Raw genomic sequence first — 19702 nt, forward strand, 5'->3', positions numbered from 1 at the left:
CGCTCTTGGCGGGGACGAACGTGACGCGGCGGAACTCGCGTTCGCCCTTGAAGATCGCTTGTACGCCTGGGTCGGCGTACCCGGTCAACGAGTCGCCGTTCTCGAGCTGGAGCTGGAGCTTGCCGCCGCGCAACAGTCCCGCGACGCACGCCTTGATCACGCCGGAGGCGTAACCGAAGGGGGGCCGGCGAAGCGGACCAGCAAGCTCGCGCCGTCGAGTCCGCCCTCGGTCTCGATGCGCTCACGGATCAGTCGAGGCGCGGTCCCGTCACAGCTCGCCTCGTAGCGACCGCCCTCGATGTGGAGGATGCCAAGCTCGCCGATGAACTTGGTCGAGACACCGGCGAGGTCTCTGGCGATGAGCTGAAGGAGTTCGGCGGGCGTGACATTGGTGCCGATGAAGTCGGGGAAGAGCTTGGGCAGGTCGGCGGTGGCTGCAGCACTGAGAGCGAGCGCGAAGGTCGTGCCGAGCGCGCCGGGCTGGCGCGCATCGCCGCGGAAATAGATCGTGCCGCCCATGAAGGCATCGGCAACGACGCCGCGCAGGCGCTTTTCGAGCGCGTCGGCGCGGTCGGACTCGAGGTCGAGGAGGTGACGGCGCGCGGTCGGGAGCGAGGGGCGGCGGCCCTTGTACTTCTCGACCATCAGGCGCGACTTCCCGAGCTCGCGCGCGCACTCGTTGACGGGGTTGCGGCGGCCGCAGACCCACACCAGCCGGTTGCGCAGCGCGGTCTCGTTGCTGCGGGGGATCCAGATGGTGTCGCCGCGCTCGTCGTCGGCGAGGAAGCGGAAGTCGACGACCACGGCGGCCTCGTCGCGTGGATCTTCGAGGACGACGTCGCTGTGGCGATTGCTGTCCGAGAACAGTCCCTTCCAAGGGAAGGCGCGAGACTGGAGGCGCGGGCGCTCGGGATCGGCGATGAGGTGGCGCAGCGCGCCCTGGATGGCCTCGGAGACAGCCTCGGCGCTGACGTTGAGGTCGCGGCGGTCTCGTTCCCACTCCTCCCCAGCGGTCGACTGGATCTTGTAGCCGTCCTTCTCAGAATAGCTGATCAGGTTGCGGCGCCGCAGCTCCTCGAGCGCCTCGGTGACGGGGCCGAGCTGGTTGCCGCGGTCGAGGCGGTCGAGGAGGCACTGGGTGACGAGGAGCGCGGTCGTGGGGACCGTCTCCTGGATCTGCTCGAGCAGCGCCACGACCTTGGCCACGCGCACTTGCAGGCCCGAGGTGTCATCCTCGCACTCGCGGTGGATCCGCGCCATGCTCGCCTGGATCTCGGCGTCGAGCGCGGTGTGCTGGACCGCGTAGATCTGGTCGAACGTGATGAGGGTCCCTACCGGTTCGTCTGCGAGCCCCTGGCTGCGGAACAGCTCACCCAAGAGCTGGAGGAGACCGCGGATGGCCTGATCGTCGCCCTGCGCGCGCGAAGAGCGGGTGCGCATCGCCGAGGTGATCTGCATGATCAGCTCGATGTATTTGGGCAGCAGCGGATAGACCTCGACGAAATCGTCCTCGCCGATGTTGTCGCCGTCGTAGGCGAACAGCTTGAGGTCGGCGCGGTGACGGGCGTACAGGGCGCGGAGGTCGCGCTCGGCCCGGTCTGTCTTTTCGAGCAGGCGTCGATGGACGACGTCGCGGATGTTGCTGTGCGCGAGGTGGACGCGCAACTTGGGCGGGAAGCGATCCGGGCCCAGGCGAGGAACTCGTCGCCGGCCTGCTTCTCGAGCTGCTGCTGTCCGAGCGCCAGCAGCCACGCGCGCCCGTGCAGGCCGGTGCCGAGCGCGGAGGCGAACGCGCGCAGGCTGTCCATCCGGGCACTGTGGCCGAGGACGTGCTGCGAGACCTCGTCGATGACGAGGAAGAGGGTCATGGTGCGGCCCGGACGGCGGAATCGCAGCATGTCGCCGATCGCCTCGACGACCTCCTCGGGTGACTCGCCGCGGGCAGCGCTGCCGGCCCGGCTGTCGGCCCACCGCATCGGATCGGTGTACCGATCGGGGAACATGGCGTGCATCACCCTCGAGAAGTGATCCTCGCACATGGCCCTGTCCTTGAACGCCGACCACGGCTGGCCGAGGGTGGCGCGCGCCACCTGCTCAAAGCGCTTCCATTCGCCGTCGCGCTCGAGCCGGAGCTCGAAGTCGGCGACCGACTCCTGCCGGGTGCAGTAGCCGAGACGCTCCCTCACCTTGCGCAAGACGAGCGTGTGAATGTGCTCGTCGATACGGATGGCGCCCGCCGCGTCGAAGACGACGGCGAGCGGATCGATCTTGCGGGTCAGGTCGTCCCATGCGGCCCTGAACTCGTCGCTGCGTGGGGTGGTGTTGCGCGCGAGCAGGGCGTCGGCGAGCGAGCGGCCGTCGGGTAATTCGATGCCGTCGAGCGCGAGCCCGAGGAGCTTGGCGAAGCTGGATTTGCCGGAGCCGTAGAAACCGGAGATCCAGCAGGTCGGGAGGCTTGGTCCGCCGGGGATATCGAGCTCGTCAGCGATCGCGCGCAACAGCTTGACGTAGCTCTCGTGGATCCCCTCGGACGTGCGCGCCTTCCGTGGATGTCCTTCGGGCCAGCCACCTGTAAAGATGTACTCGGAGACCTCGTCCGCGAGCTTCGCGGGCGTCTGATCCTTGAAATAGACGACCGGCGGGATATTCCGGGTGACGTTCTTGGCGAAGAGCTCGCGGATCAAGGTGGCCTGCGTCATGGATAGATCCGGGGTCGGTAATCGCTGTCGGGCGCGAGCTCACCCATGAAGGAGAGCGCCGTCGCACCCTCGCGACGGCCGGGATAGAGGAGGACGACCGGGACGTGAGCGGTGTTGCCGTCGAGGTTGCGGAGGAGCGCGGAGGTGCGGAAGAACGGGTAGAGGGGGCCCGCGCGACCGACGAGCGCGAGCGTGCGATCGATGTGCTCGGGGTTACGCTCCGCGTGCGCGCGGATGACCGCCGCACAGTCGTCGGCGAGGCCGTTCGATTCCTCGAGGATCGGAAAGATCTGATCCTTGAGGTACTTCAGACCCCTCTCACGATTGTGAACCGTGGTTGTGTTGCGCTCCCGCTGGATGACGCACTGGGCCCATTCGTCTTCCTGGGCCCGCAAGCGGTCGAGGAGGAGCTTCTGCAACGAGATCGAGAGGACGAACCAACCGTGGTCGCGGAGATCGCCGGTGAGCTGCTGGACGTGTCTGCGGAGTGAAGAATTCGTGCTCCGGCTCGTACTGGACGATGGCGAAGCGGTAGTTTCGCATCGTGCTGATCCGCGGACCGCCTTCGTGGAGGAGGTCGCGGCGGAGCGCGGCGAAGGTCTCGTCGAGCGTGGTTTGTTCGAACGGCAGCTTCACGCGAGACCTCCGAGGCGAGCGACGGGCGGCGGGAAGAGCTGCTCAGCGGCCCAGGCCGCGAGCGACGGGTAATGCCAGCCGAAGTCGACGAGGTCGCCCTGACGACGGAAACGAAGGGCCGTGAGGCCGCGCAGGCGGTGCTCGAGGTCGGGGCCGCGCAGATCGACCGAGGCAAAGTATGGGTTGTCGAGGAGCGTGCCGGCGAACTCCACTTCGCGGAGGAGGTAGAGCATGTACGTCAGCGCTGCGTCGCTGATCGGCGGCGAGGCGAGCGGCCGGGGGTCGCGGTTGCTGCCCAGGAGACCCGCCGCATAGCTCGCCGAGAGCAGCTTGCTCGCGTAGTGGATCCGCGTGTTCATGGTCCAGCGGGCGGCGACATGCTCGGCGACCCAGGCGAGCGCCGCCTCGCTGCGAATCTGGGGACGCAGGTGGTCGCGGCGCTCGACCAGGAAGGTGCCAGTGAAGGCGCGATACAGCGGATCGGCGAGCTGCAGGTGCCAGTGAGAGATCACGCGGCGCTCGGCGGGATCGTGGGTCGTCCAGCGCTGGAGAACGCGGAGGGCGTGCGGGAAGGCGTCGAACCGGACGCGAAAGTTGGTGAGCAGGAGACGCACGGTGCCGAGGCTGCGAGAGCCGAACCAATACTCCTCGAACGCGCGCTGGGCGGTGGCCGAGACCTGAAGGTCGGCTGTGCGCTGCCAGTAGGCGCGGGCGTCGTCGACCTCGAGCGAGCACCGGAGCAACCGCGTGTGGGCCTGCTTGGCCTCTCGCGCGCTCACTTGGGCCTCCGCAGGAAGTACGGCAGCGGGTACGCCTCGCGCTGCTCCGGCAGCGGTAGCAGCGCGGCGAGAATGCGACGCCAGGACGTCGAGGCTTTGAGGCGGCGCTCCGGGAATGAGCCGACCGTGCGACGATGCGCGCTCGTAACGGGGCTCGCCGTGGCCGCTCAGCCACGAGGAGAAGAGATCGCGGTTCCATGTGTCCCGGAGGACAGATCGAAGTCCCGGAAGCGCCGCGGTCGGCGCCCGTTCGGAGCGCTTGAGCTCTCGCAGGCGCTCCTCGACGCGCTCGTCGGCCTCAAAGCCGAGGTGGAACAGGGAGATCATGTTGTCGGCCTCGAGAGCCCCAGCGCGCAGCCTGGCGTCGCAGCGCCGGGCCGCCTCGCGCGCCGTCTGGAGCGAGGCCCAGGCCCACGTCTGCGGGAGGAGGCGCTGGAACAGGTCATGTCCGCCGTTCTCGCTGACCATGTCGGTCGGCCACCACCCCAGTCGCGCGGGGTCGCCGCCGCCCTCGCCGGCCCACGCGACGGCGAACTGCGCGGTGAGCAGGTCGTCGAGCTCGGAGGCGAGAAAGACGGTCACGGGAAGGTCGCCGCCGCCGTGCGGGTGCCGGGGGCGAATCCTCTGTGTACCAGCCCCGGGGTGCCGAGTTCAACGACTCGAATCGGCGTGTAACGGCGTTCCGGCGGGAGGGTGCGCCGTGCACGGCAGGGTCAGGAGGGGGCGCACAACGCGCGGGTTCGCTCGCCTGACCTTTCGGACATTACTCGAGGAGCCGGGAGCCCAGCGGAAACAGCGAGAGCTCGACCTCGGGGACCAGCGGCGGCGCTCAGACCACGGGCCAGGAGACCGGCGAACCGCGGGCGCGGTTGTGCTTGTCGTCGCGGTAGCGCCAGAACCGGCTTCCAGGTCTCGCCATCGTCGACGCTCCAGCGGATCGTCCCGCCGGCGCCGACCGCCCACCATCGTCGGCGACAGCGCCTGCGGCGACGCCACCGCGAACAGGTCACCGTGACCTCCGCTCGGCTTCACGCTCCACGCGTCCTCGCCGGTGCGGCAGAGGAGCATGGCGTATCGCCCCGCAGCCGTACCGTCACGACGCGGTTCGTCGTACAGTTACGGAAGGAGCGCTTCGCCGCGCCCTAGCCGCCGGCCGGCCCGGGTGGCCTCGCGTTGCCGCTACGGCTTGAAATGCTCGGCGAGAAGTCGCTCGACCTCGCGGCTGAGGATCGCGGACTCCTCGGTCGTGATGAGCTGGGTCGGGAAGAGCTTGCGGTACATCGCCTCCTTCTCCTTCCACTCCCGCTCGTACCGCTCCTTCTCCCGCATCCCCAGGTGCTCCCAGAAGTAGGTCCGCCCCTTCCACTCGATGGTGAAGTCTGGTGAGTAGTCCTGGCCGTCCACCCGAAGCGGCTCCTCGTACTTGAACGGCACCTTCCGCTGGAACAGGAGGTTGGTGATGATGACCTCGGACTTCGACCGCACCCACACCCCGGCGGCCGTCTCGTAGATCCGCCCGAGCTTAAACTTGTCCACCCCGAGGTACAGCCCGATCTCTTGGTGGAGGCGGACCGAGTCCTCGTACCCGTCGAGCAGGGCGACGAATCTGGCCATGAGACCCAGCTTGTAGGCTTCCTTCTCAGCCACGTCCGCCATGATGCGGGCCAGCACATCGTCGGGCAGGGCGGCGGCACGGGACTTCAGGATGAGGCACTTGGCCGGTGCCCGCGCCGGCTTGATCTTCCCCTCTGCGAGCAGGCGGTACACGAGGTCGAGGATCTCCTTCTCCGACCGGCCCGTCTTCTTGGCGATGGTGATGAGCAGCCCGGTACTGGTCGCGTCGAGCAGGGCCTGCAACTCCGGGACCGCCTTCCCCTTCGCGGGCTGGAACACGTTAATGTGCTGCACACCCTTCCCGAGGACATCCACCAGTTCACCACGAAGCAGGTAGTGGAAGGCGCTCCGCGCGTCGTCGGCCTCGTCGAAGTAGCTCAGGGTGGACTTGCCCACCCGCTCGTTGGTGAGCGTCTTGAACGCCTTCTTGACCTCCTCCTCGTCCGGGAAGGAGTTCTTGATGTAGTGCCGCTTGCGGACCTCGATGTTCTTGTCGGAGTAGAACAGGACGCCCCAGGAGGGCTTCCCGTCCCGGCCGGTCCGCCCGATCTGCTGGTAGTATTGCTCGACCGACTCGGGGAGCAGGTAGTGGACGACGCCGCGGATGTCGGGGATGTCGATTCCCATCCCAAAGGCGCTCGTAGCGAAGACCAGGGTGAGTTCGCCGGCCTTGAACTTCCGAATCACCTCCGCCTTTTGGTCCGAGGTCATCCCGGCATGGAAAAAGGTGGTCTTGAAGCCCTTGCCGGCTGCCACCGTCGCTAGATCCTCCGTGGAACGCTTTCCCTCCCGGCGGTCCACATAGACCAGGAGCTTCTCGGTACGGTGCTCCTCCAGCAGCTGCCAGAGCTTCGCGTCCTTCTCGTTCTCGTCGGCGACCTTCACGACCTTGAGCTTGATCTCGAGCCGGAGCGGGGTGTCGCTGAACACCACCCGATCCGGGTCGATCCCGAAGTCGGCACAGAGCTGCGCCACGTCCTTCGAGCCCAAAGTGGCGGTGAGGGCGAGCAGGTGCGGGTGCGCGCCGGCCCCAAAGACCGCGTCCAGGAAGGGCGGGATCTCGCGGTAGAAGGGGCGGAAGTCATGCCCCCACTGCGAAATGCAGTGAGCCTCGTCGATAACGACTAGCTTCACCCGGTCGCGCGCCGCCCGCAGGACGTACTCCAGAAACCCGTCGGTAGCGAGCCGCTCCGGGGAGACGAAAATGAAGCTCGGGGTCGCACCACCGTGCAGGGCGAGTAGCTCGTCGAGCTGAACGCGGCTGTCGATGCCGCTATGGAGCGCCGCCGCGCTACAGCCGAGGGCCTGGAGCTTGCCCACCTGCTCGTCCATGAGCGCCGTCAGCGGCGAGATCACGAGCGTCGTGCCGCCGAGTGCCTTCCCGGCGATCCAGTAGCAGAGCGACTTGCCCGCCCCGGTGGGAAGGAGTCCCACCGCCTTGCGCCCCTCCAGGGTGGCTTCGATCACTCGCCGCTGCTCGGGCCGGAGCTCCTTGCCGACGGACGCGAAGTGCTTCCGGAAGGTAACGTCGATGTCAGCCGCCATAGAAGTCCTCGGGAGTGCCCTTGAGCAGTTTGATCTCGGCGGCGTGCCGGTCGGCGACGTGGTCGAGGAAGGTGTCGAGGTAGACGTAGCGGTAAGCGTCCTTCTGCGCGACGCCTTTGGCCGCGCACGCCGCCTTGAGAATCTTGAAGACCTCCAGCGCATAGTACGCGAAGAGGTCGTAGGGGTAGTGGTAGTTCTGCTGGGTGGAGGATTGTCCTCATCCATGTCGATCATCAGGATTCAGACCCGTCCTTGAAACCGAAGTCGCTCTTGCCGGAAAGGAAGTAGAGCGCCCATACGGCGCTGCGGCTGCGGTTGGGAAAGGCGTTGGGGTAGAGCGAGTAGAGGAGGTGCGATTTGATCCCGCCGCCGATCACGCCGTAGACGATGTAGTCCTCCTCCAGCAGGTCGCCGAGCCCCAGATCCGCCACGTCCGCCATTGCCTCGTGGGTCTCGTCGTCGAAGGACTTTATGTGCTTCCGGCCGAAGGCGGCGATGTTTTTGCTAACTCGCAACAGGTCGGCACCGGTGGCGAGTTTGAATGCAATCTTGTACTTCTTCATGTCGCTGGCCGGGGAGTTAAGCGACCGGCGGATGATTGGGCAGCGGGACTTGATGCCCGACTTGAACGACCCCGGATCGTCCTCGTACTCTTCGAGCGAGTCGGGGTCGAGGAACTTCTCGTAGTCCCGCAGCTCCTTCCGCCACTCGGCCACGGCGGTCTGGAATGCCTCGGACGCCTTCTTAGCCGTCAGCGCGAAGGTGGCAAAGTATGTTGGAAAGTGCTTCCGGATCGCAGCGAGCACGGTGTCGATGTGCTCGCGTTCGTACCCCCGCTCACCAAGGTTCATGTGGGGCGTGTGCATGGCTCGCATCCTCCCGCCAGTCGCCGCGGGCTCCCAGTGTCAACCTTCACCCTTTAGAACGACCAGCGCAACACCCGAGGCCAAGTGCCGCGCTGGCGAAGGCGAAGGCAGGCCGCTACCGGCCCGCGTCGTTCAGGACGTAATGGGAGATAGGTATCCTCGAATGCAGGCCGTCAACCTCGACAACACGGAGCAAAGAGACAGCAACGCCATCCCACAACCCGCCGTGGAGGCCAGCACCCTCGTCCAGGCACTCGCTACCTGCTGGCGCGCCATCCGGGCGCGGCACCCCAACCTTCCCGACGCGGTGATCCTCATCGGCGCCGGCGACGAGAAGCTGGTCGCCCGCGCGGTGGACCGTCCCTGCGACGGGGCACCGCAGCTAGGTCTTGATCGCGGGCGAGAGCCTCAGCCGACCCGCTAGCGACACCTTCGGCACCTGCTCCATGAGGCCGCACATGGGCTCGCGTGGGCGCGAAAGATTCAGGACACCAGCCGACAGGGGAGTATAAGGCGCTGGCTGCGCATGTCGGCCTCGCGGTCGAGAAGGATCGCCTGATGCCCTCCCCTCCCCTACTAGCTCGAAGCCCGCCTCCGCCACTGCAGAAGGATGTCTCCTGTCTTTCGAGTCAGATTTACTTAACCAAAATCTAACTCTTTTTGTGGTCTGGAGTGGCAACCAGAGGCAAGGGGTGGCAAGACCCCTCCTCCCGAAAAACCCCGTGGAGAGCCGAAGCGCGGGCGTTTGACGGTTGCCGGGTTTTTGAGGGAGGTGGCCGGCGGGTCAGAACTTGTTCCACAAATATTGATTCGTCACTTCATGGTGGAACTGCACCTCGGCGGTCTTGATGAGGGACCCGAGGGCGCGGGGGCAGCGTTCGGCGGAGGCTTGTTTGACCTCGGCGAAGCGGGTCTGGACCTGTTCGCCGAGGAGGTCGGCGACGAACTTGGACGACTTGAACAGGCGGATCGCGTCGTTGATATTGTCGGGGAGGAAGCGGGTGCGGGCGCGCTTGCTGGCGATCTCGGCCGGGTCGGGCAGCGGGCCTTCGAGGCCGGTGCGGAGCAGGGTGTAGACCGTCATGTAGGGGTTCGCGTCGGGGGCGACGGAGCGGACCTCGATGCGGGCCGAGCGTTCGTTGCCGAGCGGGATCCGGACCATGCTGCCGCGGTCGGTCGCGGACGCCTTGATCTGGTTGGGCGCCTCGAAGTGCGGGTCGAGGCGGCGGTAGGCGTTGACGCTGCCGTTGAGGATCAGGCAGATGTCGGAGGCGCTGTTGAGGATCCGCTCGGTGAAGCTCCAGCCGGAGGCGGACAGGCCGCTGTCACCGTTCTTGTCGTGGAACAGGTTGGTGCCCTTGCGCGCCAGCGAGATGTTGGTGTGCATGCCGTTGCCGTTGATGCCGGTGACCGGCTTGGGCAAAAAGCACGCGGTCATGTCGTAGTTCTGCGCGACCTGGCGGCACAGCAGCTTGTACAGCTGGACCTGATCGGCGGCGATCAGCGCCTCGGCGTGCGTGAAGTTCATCTCGAACTGGGAAGGCGCGACCTCGGGGTGGTCCTTCTCGTTGCCGAAGCCCATGGCCCGCTGCACCTCGGCGGCCGAGTCGATGAATCGCCGCAGGGCGTCGCCGGGCAACGAATGATAGTAGCCGCCGGTCGAGATGAACTCGAACGCGCCGCGCTCGGGGTAATTGCGCTCGGCGTCGCGGCCGCGGAACAAGAAGCCCTCGATCTCGTGGGCGAACTGGGCGACCAGGCCCTCCTTCTCGTACATCGCCGCGGTGTAGTCCTTGAGCCGCGCGCGCATGTCCGCCAGGTACGGCAGGCCGTCCTGCCCGCGGACCTCGGCGAATACGAGCACCTTGCCCGGCCCGAACACGTCGGACGGCAGCCAGTAGAAGGCCGACCAATCGATGCTGAGGCGCAGGTCCGACTCGTGCTGCTGCGAGAAGCCGCGCACCGAGCTGCCGTCGAAGGTCAGGTTGTCGGCCGAGCGCAGCAAAAACTTCTTGTCGTAGTCGAGCATGTGCAGCCGACCCTCGAGGTCGGTGAAGCACACGGTCACGGCCTTGATCCGCTTCTCGTCGGTCAGATACTTCACCCGCTGCTCGCGCACCTGGTCCTGCGGCGCGCGAGCCAGCGCGCGTTCTTGACCTCGAGGTTCAGCTCCTCGAGGCGGTCATAGGGGATCTCCAGGAAGTCACGGAGGGCAGTGGGCGCTTCAGGGCGAGACATGAAGGCTAAATAGACCCGGAGATAATCTAATTTCAAGCGTGGCTAGCCTAATTTGATCGCAAGATGTGTGCGCCAAGTCGCAGTTTCGCGCGCTTCACGCGGTCGAGGGGCCCGCGGCCAATGCGCGAGACCACCCGCCGGGCCGCGCGCGGCGCGACGGCCCCGCGGAGGGGCCGCTGGCGCCGGGGGGATCGATCGCAAAGGAGTCGCTCGGCAGATCTTCCGCGCGAGGCCGATCGATCGGGGCAAGGAGCAACATGTCGAGGTCTCGAGAGCGCCGGGCCGCAAGAGCGTCGCCATTGTGCCACGACGCGGAGCTTCCGAGTGGATGCCTGGAACAGGAGGCCGTACCACGATTCGAGCTCTGTCGGTCCGCTCCGCAGATTCCGTGGGTTGCGCGGATCGGTCGCCGTGAATGGCCGGGCCAGGCTCTTGCACGAAACCGAGGCGGTGGCGTCGTGCACCCAATCTCGGTGCGCTTGCTGGTGTAGCAATGCTCGAGACCAGCGCGACTCGATGGAGCGAGAGAGCCGCGAGAGGCGACGAGGAGCCGCGATGGAGTGGCGGCGGGCCCCGCGGCGAGCGAGAGGCGGGTCGTGTGCTTCGGCGCGGATTCGCTGTCGATGAGGCGCGAAAAGGCCCTCGATAAGGGCGAAGTAGGGGATTTTCAGGGTGAAGTTTTGCCCGTCTCGTTGCTCTGCGAGGGCGGCGGCGTTACCGTCATCGAATGAAGCCTTGCACTCGCTGTGAGCGCCACTTTCGTGTCTCCGAGGCGGTGTGTCCGTTTTGCGGCGCTGCGCAGCACGAGGTGAGCGCGGGGACGGCGTGGGGCTGGGCGGTCGGGCTGGCGATGCTGGGGGCCGCGTGCGGGCCCGGCAAGGAAGATTCGGCGTCGGGCAGCACGAGCGAGGCGACGAGCACGAGCACGAGCACGAGCACGAGCACGACCGGGACGGTGACGGGTACGCCGACGACCTCCGACGGTAGCGACAGCGAGTCGGGCACGAACACGGGCGGGACGTCGAGCAGCAGCACCACCGAATGCATGAGCTGCAGCGATTCGAGCGAGGGTGGAGGCTTCATCTACGCGGCGCCCGACATGGGCGGCTCGGGGATCAAAGAGTGTGACCCGTGGGTGCAGGACTGCCCGATCGGTCAGAAGTGCATGCCGTTCGCGCAATCCGGGGTCGGCGCGCCTGACTCGCTGCATTGCGTGCCGGTGGCGGAGTCGCCGGAGCAGGCCGGCGATCCGTGCGTGTTGCAGGGGACGGGACCGGAGCAGAAGGACAACTGCGACGTCGGGCTGTACTGCTGGGACAATAGCTGCGTACTACAATGCAGCGGCACCCCGGACGCGCCGATGTGCGCCGATCCGGCCGCCGCCTGCCTCATCGCCAACGACGAGGCGTTGACCCTCTGCCTGCCGGCGTGCGATCCGCTGGCGCAGGACTGCGAGGCCGATCAGGTGTGCTTGAGCGCCGGCCATGACCAGGCGTTCGTGTGCGTGCAAGACGCCAGCGGCGACGGCGGGCAGGAGTTCGAGGCGTGCGAGCTGCAGAACAGCTGCGATCCGGGGCTGGCTTGCCTCGACTCGGGGTGGGCGACCGAGTGCGGCGGCAGGGGGTTCGAGTGCTGCCTGAAGTTCTGCGACGTGACGATGCCGACCTGCACGGGCGCGGGTGCAGCGTGCGTCTCGTGGTTCGAGGCCGGCATGGCGCCGCCAGGGCTCGAGGACGTCGGAGTGTGCAGGCTGCCGGAGTGAGATGTCCTTCGGGACATGTTGGCCCACGCTGACCGGCGGCCGTCGTCGAGCACCTGCGGCGTCTTCACTTCCCGGCGTCGGTCGGCGGGCTCGCGGCGCTCAGCGGAGTGGTGCTCCGCGCCCAGTCGAAGCGCCCGGCGGGGGCGCTCCAGGCGATGAAGCGCGCGACGCCGGCGATCCGCGCCACCGCGACGGGGCCGATCGTTCGGCTGTCCTTCGAGACAGGTCGATTGTCACCCAGCACGAAAACGTGGCCGTCGGGGACGCGGGCGGTCAAGGCGCCCGCGCGGGGGTCGGCGATGAATTCGAACCGGGAGGCGTCCAAATCCTGGGCCGACAATCGTACTCCGCACGACGACGCCGCTTCGGCGTCTGCGGCCGCGGATGAAGGCAGCGCGTGGCCGTCGATGCGGAGCCCCTCCGCGGACAGCTCGAGCGCCTCGCCGGGCAGCGCGATCACCCGCTTGATCATCGTCTCCCCGCCATCGCCATCGAACAGCACGATGGCGCCCCGCGCAGGTAGCTTGCCCCGCTCCAGTTTGTCCACGAACACGACGTCGCCGTCGCGCAGCGTCGGGAGCATGCTGTCGCCGTGGACCTCGAAGTTCTCGAAGAATTCGTCGCGCAGCGTGGCAGTCAAGGCGGCGATGTCCGCGGCTTCCTGCGGGTGCGGCGAGATCTCGAGCACCGCGGGGGAAGGTTCGCGGCAATCCCGGATGTAACGGAAGCCGAGCGAATCCTGGCGCCGGAGCGCGCCTTCGCACCACGAACCGGCCCCGTCGACGACGTCCGCGGGTCCTTCGATCCGCAGCAGCATGCCGCGCTCGTCGCTGTCCTCCAGCGTCACGGTCACCCGGCGGTCCTGCGGCCCCGCGGTCGCTCGCACGTGCAACCATCGCCCCGCCGGATGATCGAAGGCGAATGCTTCGTCGCCGAGCGGCGCCGAGAAGGTGCGTCGGATCCGCAACGCGTCCCGCCGCTCGTCCGCGACGAGCCAGCCCCGGGCGGCGGCGGCGGCGAGCAGGTCGGGGACCACCGGGCACTCGCGCAGTTTTTCCAGCGACGGCAGCCCGAGGACGCGCGCTTCCACCACGGAAGCGGGAGTGACGACGAGGCGGAGCGAGCGCAGGTCCGCGGGGCGGAGGCCGCAGTGCGCCAGGTCGGGGAGGGCCTCGTCGACGAGCGTCTGGAGGTCCTGACGAAAGCCGGGACCGAGACCGCGGTCGAAGTCCACGACGGCGGTGATCGGAGGCTCGCCGGCGAGCGCCTCCGCGGCCGCTGGCTCGCTGACTGTGCCGTTCGTCCAGCGAGCGCACTGGGAGCGATCCGGCAGCTTTTGGGCGGGAGCGGGTCGCTGTGGGGCGAATCGCGGCACCGGGTCGGTCCGGGGTGAAGGCTCGCCCCCGCACTGCAGCGCGAGGAGCGAGCCGAGCCCGGCGATCACGGTGAGGACGCGCCTGAACATGCGCGCGATTTAGGCCCCGGGGCCGGCGGCTGTCAATCCGCGCTCGCGGGCGGGCCCCACGAGGACGAAGGGACGCTCCCCCCGCCGCGGAGGAGTCCGGAGAGTCTTGCGCCGGCCCGCCGCGTCCCGGATGACGACGCACCGAGGTCGACGCACTCGCCAGGGACTTCGGCCCGCGTGAGTCGAAGCGCCGGCGAGGCGACGCGCGTCGGCGGCGGAATCATGCAAGGGGTCGAGCGCGCGCGATGGCTTCGGGGGCGCGCTGCTCGCCTCGCGATCGTCCCTCATGGCTCTCGCTGCGAGACGCAGCGCGTGCAGGTGTGGCTGCTCGGCGAGCGCAGCGCGCTGGAGACTCCATTCCCGGGCAGGCTACATTGCCCCACAGAGCCGAGCTATAACGCCCGCGGCCTCCTTCGGGGACGGCGATCGTCGCGATATTGCGTCCGAAACGGAACGTCGGTAGGTTTCGCCGCATGTCGCCTCATGAAGGTCTCACCGCCGGCGCCGACGAGTCCTCCAGTGACGCGTCGCGACGGCGCATTGCGGAGCTGGAGCGACAGGTGGCCGAACAACAGCGCACGATCGACGGTCTGCGCGAGGCGAACGCGTGGAGCCTCGTCAGCCAGGACGTGCAGCAATCGCTGCTCCGTCTCATCGATTGCAGCACCGACTTCATCGGCTTCGCCGACATGGAGGGTCACGCCCTCTACGTCAACGCGGCCGGGCGGGAGATGGTCGGGCTCGCGAGCATGGAAGAGGCCAGGCGCACGCTGGTCCAGAGCTACTTCGATCCCGTCGACCTCGCCTACGTGGAGAGCACGATCTTGCCCGAGGTGATGCGCACCGGCCAGTGGACGGGGGAGTTCCGCTTCCGCCACATGGTGACGGGGACGATCGTCCCGGTGCACTACAGCCTCTTCCTCGCCAGGAACGCGAAGAACGAGCCGATCGGGCTCGCCACGATCACCCGCGACCTGCGGTCGATGAAGCGCGTCGAAGAGGAGCGGCAGCGGCTGCAGGACGAGGTCATCCGGATCCAGGCGGTCACGCTGGCGGAGCTGTCGACCCCGCTCATCCCGATCAGCGAGCGCGTGGTGGTGATGCCGCTCATCGGCCAGGTCGACGAGACGCGGGCGAAGCAGGTGCTGGAGACCCTGCTGGAAGGCATCAGCAAGCGGAGGGCCGCGATCGCCATCCTCGACGTGACCGGCGTGTCGATGGTCGACTCGGCGGTGGCGAACGGGCTCGTGCAGGCCGCGCGGGCGGTCCGCCTGCTCGGCGCGCAGGTGGTGCTCACCGGCATCCGACCCGAAGTCGCAGGGACGCTGGTGGGACTCGGGCTGGAGCTCGATGGGCTCGTGGTGCGCGGCACGCTGCAGAGCGGCATCGCCTACGCCATGGGCAGCAGCTGAAGCGGTCGACGCGGGGCTCGTCGAAGGCCTCGCCTGTTTGAATGGACATCCCGCGGGCATGAGGGACGAGGTCGCCGTCGACCGCGACGCTCGGGTCCGCGAGGACGCCGGCCGACGCGTTCGCATGCTGCCTGCAATCGCGGCGGATGCTCATTACCAGCGTCGTTTTGAGCCAATGACATGACAAGTCTCAAGGGACAGGTCGCCCGGCCTTCGCGGTAGCGGCTCGCCGCGCATCGGCGCTCACGGTAAACCAGGGCTGCGCGCGATGGTTTACCTCCGGTATCACCTCATGAATGGGGTCTGTAAACCCCCGCCGAGGCGCGATCTAAGTCAGTTGACTTTTAAGGCGCATGACTTAGTCTCTCCGCGGGCCGCCACAGGCCCGCAAACGGTCACCATGCGCGTCGACGACAACAGGCAGGTCCTGGAGTGAAGGCGGCCAGATCCGACCGGGGCAGCCAGACGCGCAAGCTGCTCCTCTTCACCGCCGAGCGGCTGTTCGCCGAGTACGGGGTGGAGGGTGTGTCGAATCGCCAGGTGAGCGAGGCCGCGGGTCAATCGAACAACTTCGCCGTCGGCTACCACGTCGGTTCCAAGGAGGACCTCGTGGTGGCCATCGTGCGCCGGCACGCCGAATCGATCGAGCGTCGGAGCGCCGAAATGGTGGCGCGGCTGCCCGCCGTGCCTGCGCTGCGCGACTGGGTGTCGTGCCTGGTGCGGCCTGCCGTCGAGCACCTCGCGTCGCTGGGGGTCCCTTCCTGGTACGCGCGATTCATCGCCCAGGCGATGACCCATCCGACGTATCGCAAGCTCGTCTTCGACGAGGCGTTCGCCTCGCGGTCGTTTCGGCATTGCCATGAGGGCATGTTCCGGCTGGTCCCGCAGCTCCCTGAGGAGGTCCGGCGAGAGCGCGACGACATGGGGCGGTTGATGCTCGTGCACATGTGCGCCGAGCGGGAGCGGGCGCTGCAGGAGGGCACGGCCTCGCCGCGTTCGACGTGGGAGTCCACCGCCACCGGGCTGGTCGACGCGCTCGTCGGATTGTGGCTGGCCCCCGTCACCGGCCCGCGATGAATTGCAATGGGCGGAGGCGCAAAGGCGCGTCCGCCCGGATTCGAACCAAGACACGAAGAAATCATGCCGGTGCCCGTGTTTTCGCGACGGTGGGGCGGGCGCCGTTCGAAGCGAAAGGATCTCGAAAGATGGATGCGACGAAGAAGGGTGAAGCCTCGTTCTCTCCCGAGGCCCTGAGGGACAAGTATCGGCTCGAGCGCGAGAAGCGGCTGCGCCCCGACGGCAGCGCGCAGTACGTCGACTTCAGCGGGGTGTACGCGGACTTCGACAGGGACCCGCACGTCGAGCCCGGGTTCACGCGGGCGGCCGTGGACGAGGCGATCGACGTGCTGATCGTCGGCGGCGGCTTCGGCGGCATGCTGGCCGCGACGCGCCTGCGCCAGGCGGGGGTCGACGCGATCCGCATCGTCGAGAAGGGCGGCGACTTCGGCGGCACCTGGTACTGGAACCGCTATCCCGGCGCCGCGTGCGACGTCGAGTCGTACATCTACATGCCGCTGCTCGAGGAGACCGGCTACATCCCGACCGAAAAGTACGCCAAGGCCACCGAGATCTTCGCCCATTGCCAGCGGATCGGGCGACAGTTCGATCTGTACCGGGCCGCGCTGTTCCAGACCCTCGTCGCCGGCATGGACTGGGACGACGACGCCCGCCGCTGGATCGTCACCACCGACCGCGGCGACCGCCTCGCGGCGCGCTTCGTGATCATCGCCGGCGGCGTGCTGCACAAGGCGAAGCTGCCGGGCATCCCCGGGATCGAGACCTTCCAGGGGCACAGCTTCCACACCAGCCGCTGGGACTATGCCTATACCGGCGGCGGGCCCGGTGGCGCCATGGACCGGCTGGCCGACAAGCGCGTGGGCATCATCGGCACCGGCGCGACCGCGGTCCAGGCGATCCCGCACCTCGGCGCCGCGGTCAAGCAGCTGTACGTCTTCCAGCGCACGCCCTCGAGCATCGGCGTGCGCGCCAATCAGCCGACCGACGAGGCGTGGGCGAAGTCGCTGCAGCCGGGCTGGCAGCGCGATCGCATCGTCAACTTCTCGGCGATCGTGTCCGGTCGGCCGCAGGAGGTCGACCTCGTGCGCGACGGCTGGACCTACATCTTCGAGGACAACGGCAGCGCGCGCCGCGAGCCCGGAGGAGGCGATGCAGCTGCGCGCGATGGCCGACTTCCGCAAGATGGAGGAGATCCGCGCGCGGGTGGATACTCTGGTGAAAGATCCGGCGACGGCGGAGGCGCTCAAGCCCTACTACTATCAGCTGTGCAAGCGGCCCTGCTTCCACGACGAATACCTGGACACGTTCAACCGCCCGAACGTGCAGCTCGTCGACACCGAGGGCAAGGGCGTCGAGCGCATCACGCCGACCGGCGTGGTCGTCAAGGGCAAGGAGTACCCCGTCGACTGCCTGATCTACGCCTCGGGCTTCGAGGTCTCGAGCGAGTACACCCGCCGGCTCGGCTTCGACATCCGCGGGCGCGGCGGCAAGTCGCTGCGCGACAGCTGGGCCGAGGGCGCCCAGACCTTGCACGGCATGCACAGCCGCGGCTACCCGAACCTGCTGATCTTCAGCACCACGCAGAGCGGCTGGGCGATCAACTTCGTCCACATCCTCGACGAGCAGGCCAGGCACGCGGCTTACATCATCGAGCAGTGCCGGGCGCGCGGCGTCGAGACGATCGAGGCGACGGAGCAGGCGCAGCAGCAGTGGTGGGAGACGATCCTCGGCACCCTCGCCCAGGGCGTCGCGTTCGGCGGCCCCGAATGCACGCCCGGCTATTACAACAACGAGGGCGCCAGCTTCGGGCCCCGCGAGATCCGCATGGCCGGCTACGCGGGCGGCACCCTCGAGTTCCTGCAGCTCCTGCACGCCTGGCGCGAGCGCGGCGACCTCGCCGGCCTGGAGCTCACGCGCGGAGCGTCCGCTCCCGACCGATGAATCATTCGCGCCCCACCCGGAGGACCTCATGCGTCGATGGCTCTACTCATCCCTGATCGCCAGCATCTTGCTGGGCACCAGCCAGGCCGTGGCTGCACCGCCGCCCGCGTACCGCCAGGAGGTGGTGGTGGCGGGTTCACCCTTCCAGGGCGTCCACGGTCTGGTGGTCGACGGCAAGGGACACTTGCTGGCCAGCAACTTGCTGGGCCAGACGGTGCATTCCGTCGACCTGAGCACGGGCGCGGTGTCGACATTGGTGGGGCCGCCGAAGGGCGGCGCGGACGACGTGACCCTCGGGCCCGACGGCTCGATCTACTGGACCGGCTACTTCTCCGGCGAGCTGATGCGGCGCACGCCGAAGGGCAAGACGCGCGTCATCGCCAGGGACCTGCCGGGCCTCAACTCGCTGGCGTTCCGCGGCGACGGCAGGCTGTACGTCACGCAGATCGGTCGGGCCGACGCGCTGTGGGAGGTCGACCCCGACGGCAAGACAGCCGCGGCAGGTCCTCGCCGCGCCGGGGTTCCTCAACGGCTTCGAATCGGGCCCGACGACCGCCTGTACGGCCCGCTGCTGCTCAAGGGGCAGATCGTGCGGGTGGACGTCGACACGGGGAAGATCGAGGTGGTGGCGGGGGGCTTCATGATGCCGACCGCGGTCAACTTCGACGCGAGCCGCCAGCACCTGTTCGTGGTCGACGCGGTGCGCGGCGAGCTGGTGCGCGTCCGCGTCGCCACCGGCGAGAAGAAGGTCGTCGCGCAGCTGCCCACCGGGCTCGACAACCTGGCGGTCGGGCCCGACGACCGGGTCTACGTGTCGAACATGGTCGACAATGACATTCGCGTGGTGAACCCTGCCGACGGCTCCGTCAAGTCGGTGGTCACGGCGCGCCTGACCGTGCCGGCCGGCCTCGCGGTCGCGCCGGACGACGCCGACGAGCAATTGTACGTGGCGGACGTGTACGCGCTGCGGCGCGTGGGCGGGCGCGACGGCAAGATCCACCAGACCACCCGGGTGCTGTCCACGCCGATGGTGTTCCCGATGCACGTAAGCCTCGGCGCGAAGCACGTGGTGCTCAGCAGCGCCTACCTCGGCAGCCTGCAGGTGCTCGATCGGGCCACCGGTGCGGTCCTGCGGACGATCCCGAACGTCAACGGGGTGCAGGGCGCGATCGAGCTGAATGATGGCACCCTGCTGGTCGCCGAGGCCACGACGGGCCGGCTGGTGCGGGTCGACAAGGCCGAGCCCGCGGGCGTCACGGTGCTGACCGAGGGCCTGAAGGGGCCGGTGGGGCTGGTGGCGGACCTCGAGGCGTCGGAGCCGGGGGTGTACGTCACCGAGGTGCGCTCGGGGCGGGTGACGCGAGTGCGCCTGGCCGACGGCGAGAAGCGCACCGTGGCGAAGGGCTTGCGGGCCCCCGAGGGCATCGCGCGCCTCCCTGACGGCGGCCTCGTCGTCGCGGAGGTCGGGCGCAAGCGGCTGGTTCGCGTCGATCCGGCCACGGGGCGCTCCACGGTGCTGGCGACCGGCCTGCGCATCGGCCTGCCGGAGAGCGAGGGCCTGCCGCCGGGCTACGTGCCCACGGGCGTCGCAGTGGGCCGCTCGGGGACCATCTACGTCTCGTCCGACGTCGAGAGCGCCCTCTATCGATTCGTCCCGGCGCCCTGAGC

Annotated in this window: 12 protein-coding genes and 2 pseudogenes; 7 read left to right on the top strand and 7 right to left on the bottom strand. The window is 68.1% G+C overall.

Annotated features, from left to right (window positions below):
* Window positions 1–156 precede the first annotated feature (156 nt).
* The 4 genes from OV079_RS49390 to OV079_RS49405 form a co-directional block, all read right to left on the bottom strand.
* Window positions 157–1665 carry a hypothetical protein gene (locus OV079_RS49390; protein WP_267777334.1) on the bottom strand — a complete coding sequence of 503 codons (1509 nt, stop codon included), beginning with the start codon at window positions 1663–1665 and terminating at the stop codon, window positions 157–159.
* A 1030-nt stretch (window positions 1666–2695) separates the two neighbouring features.
* Window positions 2696–3118, bottom strand: coding sequence for a BREX protein BrxB domain-containing protein (locus tag OV079_RS49395; RefSeq protein ID WP_267777335.1), 423 nt, complete (start codon window positions 3116–3118; stop codon window positions 2696–2698).
* A 213-nt stretch (window positions 3119–3331) separates the two neighbouring features.
* Window positions 3332–4696: a BREX-6 system BrxE protein gene (brxE, locus tag OV079_RS49400; protein WP_267777337.1), complete on the bottom strand. Its 1365-nt coding sequence runs from the start codon at window positions 4694–4696 to the stop codon at window positions 3332–3334.
* 597 nt (window positions 4697–5293) lie between these two features.
* Entirely contained in the window at window positions 5294–7273 is a 1980-nt protein-coding gene (locus tag OV079_RS49405; protein WP_267777338.1) for a RecQ family ATP-dependent DNA helicase, read from the bottom strand.
* Between OV079_RS49405 and OV079_RS49410 the strand changes: the two genes are divergently transcribed.
* Window positions 7260–7529 (top strand): hypothetical protein, encoded by a 270-nt coding sequence (locus OV079_RS49410; RefSeq protein WP_267777340.1) that lies wholly within the window; start codon window positions 7260–7262, stop codon window positions 7527–7529. The two genes, OV079_RS49405 and OV079_RS49410, sit on opposite strands and share 14 nt — an antisense overlap.
* On the opposite strand, the gene OV079_RS49415 is transcribed toward OV079_RS49410, so the two are convergent.
* On the bottom strand, window positions 7507–8139 hold the full coding sequence (locus OV079_RS49415) for a hypothetical protein (RefSeq protein WP_267777342.1): 633 nt from the start codon (window positions 8137–8139) through the stop codon (window positions 7507–7509). The two genes, OV079_RS49410 and OV079_RS49415, sit on opposite strands and share 23 nt — an antisense overlap.
* A gap of 163 nt (window positions 8140–8302) precedes the next feature.
* Here OV079_RS49415 and OV079_RS49420 point away from each other — a divergent pair, with 163 nt between their 5' ends.
* Entirely contained in the window at window positions 8303–8563 is a 261-nt protein-coding gene (locus OV079_RS49420; protein WP_267777344.1) for a hypothetical protein, read from the top strand.
* A gap of 360 nt (window positions 8564–8923) precedes the next feature.
* On the opposite strand, the pseudogene OV079_RS49425 reads toward OV079_RS49420, so the two are convergent.
* Window positions 8924–10377, bottom strand: a pseudogene (locus tag OV079_RS49425) (glutamine synthetase family protein).
* Window positions 10378–11185: 808 nt separating this feature from the next.
* On the opposite strand from OV079_RS49425, the gene OV079_RS49435 reads away from it, so the two are divergent.
* Window positions 11186–12139 (top strand): hypothetical protein, encoded by a 954-nt coding sequence (locus tag OV079_RS49435; RefSeq protein WP_267777350.1) that lies wholly within the window; start codon window positions 11186–11188, stop codon window positions 12137–12139.
* A gap of 64 nt (window positions 12140–12203) precedes the next feature.
* On the opposite strand, the gene lepB is transcribed toward OV079_RS49435, so the two are convergent.
* Window positions 12204–12956 carry a signal peptidase I gene (gene lepB, locus OV079_RS49440; protein ID WP_267777353.1) on the bottom strand — a complete coding sequence of 251 codons (753 nt, stop codon included), beginning with the start codon at window positions 12954–12956 and terminating at the stop codon, window positions 12204–12206.
* A gap of 1208 nt (window positions 12957–14164) precedes the next feature.
* Here lepB and OV079_RS49445 point away from each other — a divergent pair.
* The 4 genes and pseudogenes from OV079_RS49445 to OV079_RS49460 all read left to right on the top strand — a co-directional run bounded on the left by OV079_RS49445 (window position 14165) and on the right by OV079_RS49460 (window position 19700).
* On the top strand, window positions 14165–15016 hold the full coding sequence (locus OV079_RS49445; RefSeq protein ID WP_267777355.1) for an STAS domain-containing protein: 852 nt from the start codon (window positions 14165–14167) through the stop codon (window positions 15014–15016).
* Window positions 15017–15448: 432 nt separating this feature from the next.
* Complete coding sequence (locus tag OV079_RS49450) at window positions 15449–16093, top strand: TetR/AcrR family transcriptional regulator (RefSeq protein ID WP_267777358.1); 645 nt, start codon at window positions 15449–15451, stop codon at window positions 16091–16093.
* Between the two features lie 128 nt (window positions 16094–16221).
* A pseudogene (locus OV079_RS59965) lies at window positions 16222–18034 on the top strand (flavin-containing monooxygenase).
* Window positions 18035–18062: 28 nt separating this feature from the next.
* Entirely contained in the window at window positions 18063–19700 is a 1638-nt protein-coding gene (locus OV079_RS49460) for an SMP-30/gluconolactonase/LRE family protein (RefSeq protein ID WP_267777359.1), read from the top strand.
* Window positions 19701–19702 lie beyond the last annotated feature (2 nt).

The organism is Nannocystis pusilla (assembly GCF_026626665.1).
Lineage (GTDB): Bacteria > Myxococcota_A > Polyangia > Nannocystales > Nannocystaceae > Nannocystis > Nannocystis pusilla.

Excerpts from the sequence above, each read along its gene's own strand:
- OV079_RS49410 (WP_267777340.1), top strand. The coding sequence starts at position 7,260 with ATGTCAGCCGCCATAGAAGTCCTCGGGAGTGCCCTTGAGCAGTTTGAT.
- OV079_RS49405 (WP_267777338.1), bottom strand. The coding sequence starts at position 7,273 with ATGGCGGCTGACATCGACGTTACCTTCCGGAAGCACTTCGCGTCCGTC.
- OV079_RS49415 (WP_267777342.1), bottom strand. The coding sequence starts at position 8,139 with ATGCACACGCCCCACATGAACCTTGGTGAGCGGGGGTACGAACGCGAG.
- OV079_RS49420 (WP_267777344.1), top strand. The coding sequence starts at position 8,303 with ATGCAGGCCGTCAACCTCGACAACACGGAGCAAAGAGACAGCAACGCC.
- lepB (WP_267777353.1), bottom strand. The coding sequence starts at position 12,956 with ATGCTGCTGCGGATCGAAGGACCCGCGGACGTCGTCGACGGGGCCGGT.
- OV079_RS49460 (WP_267777359.1), top strand. The coding sequence starts at position 18,063 with ATGCGTCGATGGCTCTACTCATCCCTGATCGCCAGCATCTTGCTGGGC.